Raw genomic sequence first — 13,549 nt, forward strand, 5'->3', positions numbered from 1 at the left:
GGGGAGGAGCCCCCGTTGTCCCCCGAACTCATCTCCATCCTCGTCCTGGTCGTGGTCTTCGTGATCGCCACGACCCGCTCGATCAACATGGGCGTGCTCTCCTTCGCCGCCGCCTTCGGCGTCGGGGAACTCGTCGCCGACCTCGACACCGACGGCATCTTCGCCGGCTTCCCCGGCGACCTGTTCGTGGTGCTGGTCGGCGTGACCTACCTGTTCGCCATCGCCCGCGCCAACGGCACCACCGACTGGGTGGTGCACGCCGCGATCCGCCTCGTCCGCGGCCGAATATCGCTGATCCCCTGGGTGATGTTCGCGATCACCGCGATCCTCACCGGCATCGGCGCGCTCTCCCCGGCCGCCGTCGCCATCGTCGCGCCCATCGCGCTCAGCTTCGCCGCCCGCTACGCCATCAGCCCGCTGCTGATGGGCGCCATGGTGGTGCACGGCGCCCAGGGCGGCGGCTTCTCGCCGATCAGCATCTACGGCACCATCGTCAACGGCATCGTCGACCGCGAGGGGCTGCCCGGCAGCGAACTCGGCCTGTTCTTCGCCAGCCTCGTCGTCAACGTCCTCATCGCCGGCGTCGTCTTCGTCCTGTTCGGCGGCCTGAGGCTCACCGGCGCCGCCGCGGCCGACGACGAACGCGACCGGGAGGCCGCCCGCCTCGACCCGGCCAAGTCCGCCACCCTGGTCGCGCTGGTGGCCCTGGTCGTCGCCGTGCTGGTCTTCGAACTCGACGCGGGACTGTCCGCGATCACCCTCGCCGTGCTGCTCAACGTGGCCTGGCCGGCCGTCGGCCGGCAGGCCGTGACCCAGATCGCCTGGCCCACCGTGCTGCTGATCTGCGGCGTGCTCACCTACGTCGGGGTGCTGGAGGCCATGGGCACCATCGAGTACGCCGGCAACGCGGTCGGCGACATCGGCGTCCCGCTGCTCGCCGCCGTCCTGATCTGCTACATCGGCGCCATCGTCTCGGCGTTCGCGTCCTCCGTCGGCATCATGGGCGCGCTGATCCCGCTCGCCGTGCCGTTCCTGCTCCAGGGGGAGATCGGCGCGGCCGGCATGATCGCCGCGCTCGCCGTCTCGGCCACCGTGGTGGACGTCAGCCCCTTCTCCACCAACGGCGCGCTGGTGCTGGCCGCCGCCCCCGACGTCGACCGCGACCGCTTCTTCCGGCAGCTGATGGTCTACGGCGGGGTGATCGTGGCCGCCGTGCCGCCCGTCGTCTGGCTCGCCTTCGTGGCCATCCCCGAACTCGTCTGACCACCCCACAAGGACCCGATCCCAAGGACAAGGGAGACACCCCACATGCCGTCGCTGTTCCCCGCCCTGGCCGCGGGACCCGACCGCCCGGCGCTGCGCTTCGGCACGGGACCCGACCTCTCCTACGCCCACGTGGCCGGCGCGGCCGGCGCGCTGGCCGCCGAGCTGGCGGGACATCGCAGGATCGCCGTCTGGGCCACGTCCACCGCCGAGACCGCGGTGGGCGTGGTCGCGGCGCTGCTCGCCGGCGTCGAGGCCGTGCCGCTCAACCCCAAGAGCGGCGAACGCGAGCTGGCCCACATCGTCGCGGACTGCGCCCCCGAGCTGGTGCTCACCGCGCCCGGCGTCGAACTCCCGGCGCCGCTCGCCGCGTTGCCGCGGCACGCCGTCGACCTGGCGGCGCCGCCCGTGGCGCCGCCGGCCGAGCCGACCGACGACGAGGCGCCCGCGCTGATCGTCTACACCTCCGGCACCACCGGGCCGCCCAAGGGCGCGGTGCTGCCGCGCCGCGCGGTCGCCGCCACCCTGGACGGCCTCGCCGAGGCGTGGCGCTGGACCGAGGACGACGTGCTGGTGCACGCCCTGCCGCTGTTCCACGTGCACGGTCTCATCCTCGGCGTCCTCGGCCCGCTGCGGCGCGGCGGCGCCCTGCGCCACCTCGGCCGGTTCGACACCGAGGGCGTGGCCCGCGAGCTGACCGCCGGCGGCACCGTGCTGTTCGGGGTGCCCACCATGTACCACCGCATCGCGGAGGCCCTGGCGGCCGGCGACGAGCCGCTGGCCAAGGCGCTGGCCGGGGCGCGGCTGCTGGTCTCGGGCTCCGCGGCGCTGCCGCTGCCCGACCACCGGCGGATCGCGGCGGCCGCCGGCCGGCCCGTGATCGAGCGGTACGGCATGACCGAGACGCTGATCACCACCGCCGTCCCGGTCGACGGGCCGCCGCGCACCGGCACGGTCGGGCTGCCGCTGCGCGGCATGGAGCTGCGGCTCGTGGACGAGGCGGGCGCGGAGCTCGACGCGTGGGACGGCGAGACCGTCGGCGAGATCCAGCTGCGCGGCCCCAGCCTGTTCACCGGCTACCTGAACCGGCCCGACGCCACGGCCGCCGCGTTCGCGCCCGGCGGCTGGTTCCGCACCGGCGACCTGGCGGCCCGCGAGCCGGACGGCGCGGTGCGGATCGTGGGACGACGGGCCACCGACCTGATCAAGAGCGGCGGCTACAAGATCGGCGCGGGCGAGGTCGAGAACGCCCTCCTCGACCACCCGGGGGTGCGGGAGGCGGCCGTCACCGGCGAGAGCGACCCGGACCTCGGGGAGCGGATCGTCGCCTGGGTGGTGCCGGCCGACCCCGCCGCACCGCCGACCGCCGACGCGCTCGCCGACCACGTGGCGCGCGAACTGGCCCCGCACAAACGACCACGTACCGTGCGGTTCATGGACAGCCTGCCGCGCAACGAGATGGGCAAGATCATGAAGCGCGCCCTCGGGTCCCATGGCTGAGCGGCTGACGGCCAGGGCCGCGCTGGCGGCCGTCGCGGAGAGCTTCCAGGAGCTGCCGGTACCCGAAGGGCCCCCGGCGTCGCCCGAAGGACCGCTCGGCTGGCCCGGCTACGACGAGGCCAGGGCACGGGCGACGGCCGCGACCGGCGAGACCGAGTCGGTGGTCTGCGGGATCGCGCGGATCGGCGGCCGCGAGGCGGTCGCCGTCTCCTTCGAGTTCGGCTTCCTCGGCGGCTCGCTCGGCCAGCGCACCGGCGACCGGCTCGCCGCCGCGCACGCGGCGGCCAGGGAACGGCGGCTGCCGGTCGTCTCGTTGATCGCCACCGGCGGCAGCCGGATGCAGGAGGGCATGCGGGCACTGGCCCAACTCCAGCGGGTGGCCCACGAGTCGGCGCTCACCAGGGCGGCCGGCCTGGCGCAGCTCGCGGTGGCCAGGGACCCGACCACGGGCGGCGGCTGGGCCACGCTGGGCGCCGGCGCCGACGTGATCCTCGGGCTGCCGGGCGCACAGATCGGCTTCGCCGGGTCCCGGGTGCGGCCGGCGGACGCCGACCCGGCGGCGTACACCGCCGAGGCGCAGCTGGCCGCCGGTCACCTGGACGCGATCGTCGCACCCGACGAACTGGCCGGCACGCTCGGCCGCTACCTGGCCCTGCTCACCTCCCCCTCGGCGGAGCCGGCGGAGCCCCCCGCGGCGCTCGGCGCCGCCGTGCCGCCCGCGACGGGTTGGGCCGCCGTCCAGGGCGCGCGCGCCGCGACGCGCCCGCGCGCGCCGCGGTACCTGGAGGCGTACTTCGAGACCCGCGCCCCCATCAGCGGGGACCGCTGCGGAGGCGTGGACCCCGGCCTGCTGGCCGGCTTCGGCCGGCGCGCCGGCCGGACCATCGCCTACGCGGCCCAGTGCGGCACCAGGACCACGCCGGCCGGCTACCGCACCGCGACCCGCCTGATCCGCCTCGCCGGCCGGCTCGGCATCCCGGTCCTCACCCTCGTCGACACGCCGGGCGCCGCCAACGACGCGGCGGCCGAACGCGCCGGCGCCGGCCCCGCCATCGCCGACCTCTTCGCGGCCGTCGCGACCTCCCCGGTGCCGGTGACCTCCCTGCTGATCGGCGAGGGCGGCTCCGGCGGGGCGCTGGCGCTGGCCGCGCCGGGCAACACCTGGGCCACGCCCGACAGCTACTTCGCCGTCATCAACCCCGAGGCGGCGGCCGCCATCCTCAAACGCGGTCCGGCCGCCGCCGAGCTCACCGCCAACGAACTCCGCCTCCGCCCGCAGGACCTCCTCGACCTCGGCGTGATCCGAGGCATCGCCGCCCACCCCCGGCGCGTAGCGCCGGAGTAGACGGCCGAGCGCCGCGGCCCCGCCCGCTGCTCTTGCGGCTGCGGCTGCCCGGTGCCGTGCGCTTGTGCGGTTGAGCGTCGCGTGCCCCGTTCCGGTGGGCCGGTGCGGCCCTGCGGGCCGCTACCGTCCGGCGCACCGCGCCGGGGGCGTGCGGCCCGGATCCCCAGGCATGTCTCGCCCTGCGTGCCGTGCCGTACGCGGCGGGTGCGTGGCCGTCACGACGCGGGACGCGCTCGCTCCGCGCCCGTTCCGCTCGGTACGGAGGGCGCGGAGCACCGCGCGTGTGAACCGCTTCGGACGCGGCCGTCCGGCGCACAGCGCCGCATGGCTCAGCCCCGCCGGCGAGGCGCCGGCACCGGAACCCCTCACCGGTGCCGGTCGCCCCACCAGGCCCTGTGGGCCGGTGCGAGAATCAGACCATGGCTTGTGAATCGAGTCAACAGGCGAATTGGCGGACGGTGCATCGCGACGAAAAACTCGATGTGGACCCCGAGGCTCGGTAAGGTCGGGGAAACGGCCAGGGGACCGATGGGAGAGCGACAGGTGGGGGAGAACAGCGAGGTCACCGCCGCGGGGATCGCGAGACTCGCGGGAGTCGGACGCGCCGCGGTGAGCAACTGGCGCCGCCGGTACGAGAACTTCCCGCGCCCGGTCGGCGGCACCGAGACCAGCCCCACCTTCTCGCTCCCCGAGATCGAGCGCTGGCTCCGCGACCAGGGCAAGCTCGCCGAGGTCCCCGTCAGGGAGCGGCTGTGGCAGCTCGTCGAGTCGGACCGGGAAGGACCCTCCGACGCACTCGGCCGGGCCGGCGAACAACTGCTGGCACGCGGCGCCAGCGCCCCGCCCGAGGCCGGCCCGTTCGCCGCGGCCACCGCCACCCTCGCCGCCGAACTCGGCCCCGCCGGCGCCTACGAGTTCCTCCTCGGCCGCCACCTCGACGCCGCCGCCCGCCAGCTCACCCTCACCCCACCCGAGACCGCCGCCCTGATGGCGGCCATCGCGGGACCGGCCGACTCCGTGCTCGACCCCGCCTGCGGACCCTGCACCCTGCTGGCCGCCGCCCGCGCCCACGCCGACGGCAGCTGGCCCGTCGAGCTCTACGGCCAGGAGACCGACCACGCCCTCGCCCGCCTCGGCGGCCTCCGCCTCGCCCTGCGCGGCACCGCGACCGTCCACATCAGGGCCGGCGACAGCCTCCTCGCCGACGCCTTCCCCCGCCTCTCCGTCGACGCCGTGCTCTGCCACCCACCGTTCAACGAGCGCCACTGGGGCCACGACGAACTCACCTACGACCCCCGCTGGGAGTACGGCCTGCCCGCCCGCGCCGAGTCCGAACTCGCCTGGGTCCAACACGCCCTGGCCAAACTCAGGCCCGGCGGCACCGCCGTCCTGCTCATGCCACCGGCCGCCGCCTCCCGCCGCACCGGCCGCCGCGTCCGCGCCACCCTCCTCCGCCGCGGCGCGCTCCGCGCCGTCATCGCGCTGCCCGCCGGCGCCGCCCCACCACACGCCCTCCCACTCCATCTGTGGGTACTGCGCAGGCCCGACACCGAAGCCGGCGCCACCCCCAACCCCCGACTGCTGGTCGTCGACACCGCCACCGCTCACCGCGCCCACGGCCGCACCGGCCTCGACTGGCCCGCCCTGCGCCACACCGTGCTCGACGCCTGGCACGACTTCGACCGCGCCGGCGACCTGCCGGAGCGCCCCGGCGTGCACCGCGCCCTGCCCGTCATCGACCTCCTCGACGACGAGGTCGACCTCGCCCCCGCCCGCCACCTGCCGCCACCCGCCCAGACCAGTGGCACGGCCGCACTCGCCGCCCTGCACCGCGAGCTCACCGCCACCCTGCGGCGCGGCCAGGACCTCGCCCCCGGCACGCCGCCCGCCACCGCCGCCGCACCCGGACCCCACTGGTCCACCGTCACCATCGGCGAACTCGCCCGCGCCGGCGCCCTCGAACTCCACCTCACCACCGCGGCCGGCGACCCACCGCCACCCGCCAGACCGGGCGACGTCCTCGTCCCCCTCGTCGACGGCGAACGCCAGACCCGAGTCGTCGGCGACGACGAGGGCGGCACCGTCCCCGACCGACACACCGGACTGCTCCGCCCCGACCCCGAAGCCCTCAACCCCTGGTTCCTCGCCGGCTTCCTGCGCGGCACCGCCAACACCCGACAGGCCAGCAGCTACGCCTCCAGCGCCACCCGGGTCGACATCCGCCGACTCCGAGTCCCCAGACTCCCCCTCGCCACCCAACGCCGCTACGGCCGCCGCTTCGCCGAACTCGCCGCGTTCGAGACCGCGCTGCGCCGCGCCGGCGAACTCGGCCGACGGCTCACCCAGGGCACCATCGACGGCCTCACCGAGGGCACACTGCCGCCCGGAGACTAACCGCCAGATGTGACCAGCGGGTTATATGATCCTGCCCGCAGCTGCCGAGGGGGGAGTGACGATGTACGGCCCGCCACCCGTGCCACCACGGTCCACCGGACCCGGCGCCACGGCCATCGCCGTACGGGTCGCGTTCGCCCTGATCCCGACCCTCTCCCTCGGGCTGCTCGCCTGGGTGCCCTCGCTCCGCTTCGCGATCATCCGCCGCCGCAACCAGGACTGGGCCGTCTTCGGCCTCTTCTGCGCCCTCACCGCCGCCGAGATCATCCTCGTCGCCTACATCCCGGACGACGCCGACGACGGCCTCAGCGCCCTCGTCGGCTTCTACCTCGTCGCCTACTTCATCGGCGCCACCCTCCACGCCGTCCTCGCCGACCGCTTCCCGCGCCCCACCGGACCCGCGTACCCCGTCGCACCACCCCCGGCCCCCTACCACCCCACCGGCTACGGCTACCCCCCGGCACCCGCACCCGTGATCGCACCCGTGATCGCACCCGTGATCGCACCCGCACCCGTGGTCGCACCCCCCGTGCCCGCGCCCGTCGAACCCAGAACCTCGCCCCGCATGCGCCAGGTCGCCTCCGAACTCGACGAACTCGGCGAGTACCTGCGCCGCGCCCAACAGGACCCCCGCCAGGACCGTCCATGACCGGCGGCCGACTCCTCGCCGGACGCTACGAACTCACCGAACCCCTCGGCAAGGGCGGCATGGGCGAGGTCTGGTCAGGACGCGACGTCGCCCTCGGCGGCCGCCGGGTCGCCGTCAAACTCCTGCACGCCGACCGCCTCGCCTCCCTCTCCGGCACCACCGACCCCGACGAACTACGCCGCCGCTTCCTCCGCGAGTGCCGCGCCACCGCCCGCGTCGACCACCCAGGACTCGTCGCCATCCACGACGCCGGCCGCGACGGCGACGAACTCTTCCTGATCATGCAGCTCATCGAGGGCTCCGACCTCGCCGACCACCTCGCCGAACACGACCCCTACCCCTGGCCCTGGGCCGTCGCCGTCCTCGCCCAGCTCTGCTCGGCCCTCGCCGCCGTCCACGCCGTCGCCATCGTCCACCGCGACCTCAAGCCCAGCAACATCATGATCCGCCCCGACGGCCGCGCCACCATCCTCGACCTCGGCGTCGCGGCCGTCCGCGGCGACGGCGAGGACACCCGCCTCACCCGCACCGGCGCCATGGTCGGCACACCCGTCTACATGGCCCCGGAACAGGCCGTCGGCGACCCACCCGTCGGCCCCGCCGCCGACCTCTACGCACTCGGCGCCATCGGCTACGAACTCCTCACCGGCCAGGCCCCGTTCACCGCGCCCAACGCCGCCGGACTGCTCTACAAGAAACTGCACGAGGAGCCGATCCCGGTGCAGCGGCTGCGGCCCGACGCGCCACCGCGGCTCGCCGGCCTCGTCCACCAACTCCTCGCCAAGGACCCGGCGGACAGGCCCACCGACACCGGCCAGGTCTTCACCGTCCTCGCCCCGCTGCTGCCCCAGCCGGGCCCCTCGGCCCCACCGGCCATCCCGATGGACCCGACCCGCCCCTTCTGGCACCCGATGGCCCCCTGGCCACCGAGCCGCCCCACGGAACCCGACCTCGGCACGGCCCTCGACGAGGTCAAACGCCTGCTGGCCCTCGGCCGCTACCACCAGGTGGCCGACCTCCTCAGCCGCACCCTGCCACTCGCGGCCGCCCGCTACGGCGAGAGCTCGACGATCGTCCGCAGCCTGCGCAAGCAGTACGCGTCGACCCTGCTCGACACCGGCCAGTACGCGCGGGCACTCCCCGAACTCCAGCGCCTCACGCACGAGTTCACCCTGGAACGCGGCCCCTATGACCAGCTCGTGCTGCAACTGCGGGCCGACGAGCAGCTCTGCCTGCGGCAGTTGAGCCAGCAGCGCTGAGCAAGCGAAACGAGAAGGAAGAGGCTCCCCCGCCAGGACTCGAACCTGGACATACGGTACCAAAAACCGCAGTGCTGCCAATTACACCACAGGGGATGGTGAATCGGGCCGAGTCGCGTGATCGCGCACCGCCCGGCCGGCACCCCACACTATGCCAGCCCATCGCCCCTTCAGGCGACGCCGTCGATCAACCTCGTCGTCCCCCCGGACGGGAAATGGCCAGGGGCGGTGGCGGGCGTGACGCTTAGGCTGGTCGCCATGAATGTGCAGGGGGCGGAGGGCGCCGTGGCCGGGGGGTTTCGGCTGTGGTGGTGGACGCGGCGCCGCAGTGTGGCGGTCGATGTGGGGATCGCACTGGTGGCGGTGGGGGAGGCGCTGGCGCGGGGGCTCAGTTTCGCTGCGATGACGGGGTTGCCGGCGGTGCTCGTCGTGCTGCCGTTGGCGTTGGCCAGCGCCTCGGTGGTGCTGCGTCGCCGTTACCCGGTGGCCGTCGTGTTGGTGTCCATCTCGATACTGCCGGCCTGTCCCGGTACCACCATCGCGCTGGTGGGTCTGTACACCCTGGCGACCACGGACGCGCCGCGTCGGGTGATCGCGATGTTGGCCACCATGCTGGGCACCGGCACCAGTGTCGTCTTCTACCTGCTGATGGACCAGGACCAGGGGCTGCGCGCGCAGGAGATGCCGGTGTGGTTCCCGCCGTTGGTGGCCGGGATCTTCGGGGTGGTGTCGGCGGTGCCGCCGGTGTTGCTCGGCCTGTATGTGCGGGCGCGGCGGCGGCTTGTGGAGTCGTTGCGGGATCGGGCGTTCGGGTTGGAGCGGGAGTTGGCGTTGCTGGCCGAGCGGGCCGAGGAGCGTGCGGTGTGGGCGCGGGAGCAGGAGCGGCGGCGGATCGCGCGGGAGATGCACGACGTGGTGGCGCACCGGGTGAGTCTGATGGTGGTGCACGCGGCGGCGTTGCAGGCGGTGGCGGTGAAGGATCCGGAGAAGGCGGCGCGGAACGCGTCGTTGATCGGGGACATGGGGCGGCAGGCGCTGACGGAGCTGCGGACGATGCTGGGGGTGCTGCGGAGCGGGTCGGGTGCGACGCCGACGGCGGAGGCGTCGTCGCGGTTGGCGGAGCTGGCGGCGGTGGCCGGTGGTGAGCGGGGGGAGCCGGCGGAGGACGGCGGTCCGGTGCTGGGTGAGGTGACGGCGCTGGTGGATCAGTCGCGGGCGGCCGGGATGACGGTGGATCTCGCGGTGGAGGGGGAGCCGCGGGGGTATGCGGCGCAGGTGGAGTCGACGGCGTACCGGGTGATCCAGGAGGCGTTGACCAATGTGCACAAGCACGCGGCCGGTGCGGTGGCGCGGGTGCGGGTGGCGCATCGGGAGGGGGAGGTGGCGGTGCTGGTGCAGAACGATCCGCCGGGGGGTGGCGCGGCCGGTGGGGGTGGGGCGCGGTTGCCGAGTGGGGGTAACGGCCTGGTGGGTATGCGGGAGCGGGTGGTGGCGTTGGGTGGTGGGTTCGTGTCGGGGCCCACGGATGGTGGCGGTTTCCGGGTGTCGGCGGTGATCCCGGACCGTTCGGTGGCGGCGGCCGGTGGCTGAGGAGGTCTGTCCCGCGCTGTTCGACCGGGGGTTCGCGGCCGATCCGTATCCGGCGTACGCGTGGTTGCGTGAGCACGCGCCGGTGCACCGGGCGGTGTTGCCGAGCGGGGTCGAGGCGTGGTTGGTGACGCGGTACGCGGACGCCAGGCGGGCGCTGGCGGATCCCAGGTTGAGCAAGAACCCGGGGCGGCACAGTGCGGCCGAGCACGCGACGGGGCGGGTGGGTATCCCGGGCGAGCGGAGCGCGAACGTGATGACGCACCTGTTGAACATCGATCCGCCGGATCACACGCGGTTGCGGCGGTTGGTGTCGGCGGCGTTCACGCCGCGTCGGGTGGCGGAGTTCGAGCCGCGGGTGCGGGAGCTGACCGGGCGGTTGGTGGATGGTTTCGCGGGGCGTGGTTCGGCGGATCTGATCGGGGAGTTCGCGTTTCCGCTGCCGATCTACGCGATCTGTGACCTGCTGGGGGTGCCGGCGGCTGATCAGGAGGATTTCCGGCGGTGGGCGGGGATGATGCTGCACACGTCGGGGAAGCGGGGTGGCGTCGGGCGTGCGGTGAAGCGGATGCGCGGCTATCTGGGGGAGTTGATCCACCGGAAGCGGGGGGATCTCGGGGATGACCTGATCTCGGGGCTGATCAGGGCGTCGGACCACGGGGAGCAGCTGTCGGAGGAGGAGGCGGCGGCGATGGCGTTCATCCTGCTGTTCGCCGGTTTCGAGACGACGGTGAATCTCATCGGGAACGGGATGCTGGCGTTGTTGCGGCATCCGGAGCAGTTGGCGCGGGCGCGGGCCTGGGTGGCGGCGGGTGACGAGGTGGCGCTGACCAGGGCGGTCGAGGAGCTGCTGCGCTATGACGGTCCGGTGGAGCTGGCGACGTGGCGGTTCGCGAACGAGCCGCTGACGTTGGGTGGGCAGCGGGTGGCGCGTGGTGAGCCGGTGCTGGTGGTGTTGGCGGCGGCGGATCGTGATCCGGCGCGGTTTGTCGATCCCGACCGGCTCGATCTGGAGCGGCGGCGGAATCCGCATCTGGGGTACGGGCACGGCATCCACTACTGCCTGGGGGCGCCGCTGGCCCGGCTCGAGGCGCGGGCGGCGCTGGGGGAGCTGTTGCGGCGGCTGCCGGACGTCAGGATCGCGGTGGACGAGGCGGAGTTGCGGTGGCGTGGCGGCTTGATCATGCGAGGGCTGCGTGCGCTGCCGGTGGAGTTCTCCCCTGAGCCGAAGTCGGCCGGTGACGGAGTGTCAGTGATGTGATCCGCGCGTGATCTCTGTGGGATCGGCTTGTGATCGTGAGGCAGGGGGAGCTAGGTTCCCCTCAACCGCATCAGTGTTCGTTTTGGGAGGCCCTTCAGATGCGCTCCGGGACTGGTCGTCATCGTCGTCCGCGACAGGCTCCGGCCTTCGTCGTAGCCGCCGGGGTCACTGGCGCAGGGCTGGCCCTGCCGCTGATGAGCGCGGGGGCGGCGAACGCCGTGAGTGACGAGACGTGGGACACCGCCGCGGAGTGTGAGAGCGGTGGGGTGTGGAGTGCCAACGAGGGCAACGGCCGGTACGGCGGGCTCCAGATCGAGCTGGACGACTGGGAGCGGTACGGCGGTCTCGAGTTCGCGATGCGTCCCGATCTGGCCAGCCGGTTCCAGCAGATAACGGTGGCCGGGCGGATGCTCGCGGACCGTGGCCAGGAGGCGTTCCCCGGCTGCGCGGTGTTGACGGGGCTGTGGCCGGAGTTCAGGGACGACCAGGGCGATGACGTCGACTGGGCGGAGGAGGCCGAGGAGGCGCAGGCCGAGGAGGAGTTCGGCGGTCCTGAGGACTCGGCCGGGACGCCGGGGGAGGAGCCCTCGACGCTGCCCGACGCGTCCGGGAGCCCGACGACGCCCACCACGCCGGCGGAGCGGGACCGGGCCACGGACCCGGCCACCGGCGGCGCGACGGAGGAGGCGACCGACGAGGCGGCCGGGGAGCGGGCGTCGGGTGGTTCCGGCGAGCGGGCCGGGGAGGTCGAGGACTCCGACACGGGCCGCATCAGGGAGCTCTTGAAGCGGCTGCGGGACCTGGACGTGCCGAGCCCGGGCGACACCGAGCGGGCCCCGGTGGAGGCCGCGGGGCCCGAGGAGACCCCGGAGGTGGAGACGAGCCCGGAGGCGACCGAGGCGCCACGGACCGGCGGGGGTGGTGGCTCGTCCGGGGCCGGTTCCTCGTCGAACGGCGCGGGTGGCTCGGGCCGTTCGCTGTTGGACATCGCGGGAGAGAACGGGCTCTCCGGCAGCTGGGTCGACCTCTACCGCTCCAGCCAATCGGGCAATGGCGACAATGCGGGCAATGTTCTCGGCGGTTCGCAGGGCAACTTGAGCGTCACCGGCCGGTGAGGTGCCCCGCCCCGGGCTGCTGTCACACGATCCTCTGATGTGACCATCGTCTCTTTCGCCCCATGCGTGTCAGCCTGCCCCGAGCTGCCCGATTCCCTTGTGACCTGCGGAGCTTGGTCCCCTTCCGTGTCAAGTGGCCGCTGATGGGCGATCTTCATCGTTCTTGAACCGTTAGGCGCGGTGTGTTTAGTTTCCTGCGCCCGGTTTTCGCGCCGGGCGCCGAGGCCGTAACGCCGAGTCCTGCCGCCGGCCTAGGGGACCACCATCGCGCACCACCGCAGGCAGGAGCGGGGGACCCACCACGACCCCGGCCCGGGAGGGCCTGGCCGTGGCCGCCGTGCCGGACCTTCGTGACCTTCGGAGGCCCGACCGGCTAGGGGTGAAGTCGCGGGGAGCGGACGCTTCTCGTGGCCGGGCAACTCACTGCGCCCGAACCCGACAGCTCACCTCGTAGGCGTCGGTGAGAAGGAACGTCATGCTGTTCAGGGGCAAGGGCCGTCACCGTCGTCCGTCGCGACCGACCCGCATAGCCGCCGCGGCCGGCGTCACCGGCGCGGCCGTCGCCATCCCGGTGCTGGGCGCCACCGGCGCCAACGCCGCCTCCGTCGACACCTGGGACGCCGTCGCCCAGTGCGAGTCCGGCGGCGACTGGTCCATCAACACCGGCAACGGCTACTACGGTGGCCTCCAGTTCTCGCAGTCCAGCTGGGCGGCCGCGGGCGGCACCCAGTACGCCGAGCGCGCCGACCTGGCCACCAAGGACCAGCAGATCGCCGCCGCCGAGGTGCTGCTCTCCATGCAGGGCCCGGGCGCCTGGCCCGTGTGCGGCCCCCAGGCCGGGCTCTCCTCGGGCGGCGAGTCGCCCGCCATCGACCCCAGCGGCTCCGGTGCCGCCGAGGAGCCGGCCCCCGAGCCCGAGCCGGCCGCCCCGGCCGAGCCCGAGGTGACGGTCGAGGACGTCGCCCCGCAGGCCGCCGAGGCCGAGAGCGACGGCTCCGAGTACACCGTCGAGGCCGGCGACACCCTGTCCGCCATCGCCGAGGCGCACGACACCACCTGGCGCGAGATCTACGACGCCAACGAGTCCGTCATCGGCGACGACCCGAACCTGATCATCCCCGGCCAGGTCCTGGCCCTCTGACGAGCGGTCCAGCGGGTCCTCCACCAGGGCCCCGG

At 74.0% G+C, this 13,549-nt stretch carries 10 protein-coding genes, 1 tRNA gene and 1 riboswitch; of the genes, 10 read left to right on the top strand and 1 reads right to left on the bottom strand.

Annotated features, from left to right (window positions below; all coding sequences use genetic code 11):
• The first annotated feature begins 15 nt into the window (after window positions 1–15).
• The 6 genes from ACFWI8_RS26635 (at window position 16) to ACFWI8_RS26660 (ending at window position 8,410) form a co-directional block, all read left to right on the top strand.
• Window positions 16–1,263 (top strand): SLC13 family permease, encoded by a 1,248-nt coding sequence (locus ACFWI8_RS26635; RefSeq protein WP_387096325.1) that lies wholly within the window; start codon window positions 16–18, stop codon window positions 1,261–1,263.
• A gap of 45 nt (window positions 1,264–1,308) precedes the next feature.
• Complete coding sequence (locus ACFWI8_RS26640) at window positions 1,309–2,763, top strand: acyl-CoA synthetase (protein ID WP_387096328.1); 1,455 nt, start codon at window positions 1,309–1,311, stop codon at window positions 2,761–2,763.
• Window positions 2,756–4,108, top strand: coding sequence for a carboxyl transferase domain-containing protein (locus tag ACFWI8_RS26645; protein WP_387096331.1), 1,353 nt, complete (start codon window positions 2,756–2,758; stop codon window positions 4,106–4,108). Before ACFWI8_RS26640 ends, ACFWI8_RS26645 begins: the two co-directional genes overlap by 8 nt.
• 528 nt (window positions 4,109–4,636) lie before the next feature.
• Window positions 4,637–6,502: an N-6 DNA methylase gene (locus ACFWI8_RS26650; RefSeq protein ID WP_387096334.1), complete on the top strand. Its 1,866-nt coding sequence runs from the start codon at window positions 4,637–4,639 to the stop codon at window positions 6,500–6,502.
• A 61-nt stretch (window positions 6,503–6,563) separates the two neighbouring features.
• On the top strand, window positions 6,564–7,151 hold the full coding sequence (locus tag ACFWI8_RS26655) for a hypothetical protein (RefSeq protein ID WP_387096337.1): 588 nt from the start codon (window positions 6,564–6,566) through the stop codon (window positions 7,149–7,151).
• The gene (locus ACFWI8_RS26660; RefSeq protein ID WP_387096340.1) at window positions 7,148–8,410 is read left to right on the top strand and encodes a serine/threonine-protein kinase; all 1,263 of its coding nucleotides are present in this window, start codon (window positions 7,148–7,150) and stop codon (window positions 8,408–8,410) included. Before ACFWI8_RS26655 ends, ACFWI8_RS26660 begins: the two co-directional genes overlap by 4 nt.
• Before the next feature lie 24 nt (window positions 8,411–8,434).
• On the opposite strand, the gene ACFWI8_RS26665 is transcribed toward ACFWI8_RS26660, so the two are convergent.
• A tRNA-Gln gene (locus ACFWI8_RS26665) sits at window positions 8,435–8,506 on the bottom strand.
• Between the two features lie 162 nt (window positions 8,507–8,668).
• Between ACFWI8_RS26665 and ACFWI8_RS26670 the strand changes: the two genes are divergently transcribed.
• The 4 genes from ACFWI8_RS26670 to ACFWI8_RS26685 all read left to right on the top strand — a co-directional run bounded on the left by ACFWI8_RS26670 (window position 8,669) and on the right by ACFWI8_RS26685 (window position 13,514).
• Window positions 8,669–10,000 (top strand): sensor histidine kinase, encoded by a 1,332-nt coding sequence (locus tag ACFWI8_RS26670; RefSeq protein ID WP_387096344.1) that lies wholly within the window; start codon window positions 8,669–8,671, stop codon window positions 9,998–10,000.
• Window positions 9,993–11,258: a cytochrome P450 gene (locus ACFWI8_RS26675; RefSeq protein ID WP_387096347.1), complete on the top strand. Its 1,266-nt coding sequence runs from the start codon at window positions 9,993–9,995 to the stop codon at window positions 11,256–11,258. Before ACFWI8_RS26670 ends, ACFWI8_RS26675 begins: the two co-directional genes overlap by 8 nt.
• A gap of 218 nt (window positions 11,259–11,476) precedes the next feature.
• On the top strand, window positions 11,477–12,373 hold the full coding sequence (locus ACFWI8_RS26680; RefSeq protein WP_387096350.1) for a transglycosylase family protein: 897 nt from the start codon (window positions 11,477–11,479) through the stop codon (window positions 12,371–12,373).
• A gap of 323 nt (window positions 12,374–12,696) precedes the next feature.
• A riboswitch (cyclic di-AMP (ydaO/yuaA leader) is annotated at window positions 12,697–12,845 on the top strand.
• Between the two features lie 3 nt (window positions 12,846–12,848).
• Complete coding sequence (locus ACFWI8_RS26685) at window positions 12,849–13,514, top strand: transglycosylase family protein (protein WP_387096353.1); 666 nt, start codon at window positions 12,849–12,851, stop codon at window positions 13,512–13,514.
• Window positions 13,515–13,549 lie beyond the last annotated feature (35 nt).

This window comes from Streptomyces sp. NPDC127098 (assembly GCF_042722465.1).
GTDB lineage: Bacteria > Actinomycetota > Actinomycetes > Streptomycetales > Streptomycetaceae > Streptomyces > Streptomyces millisiae.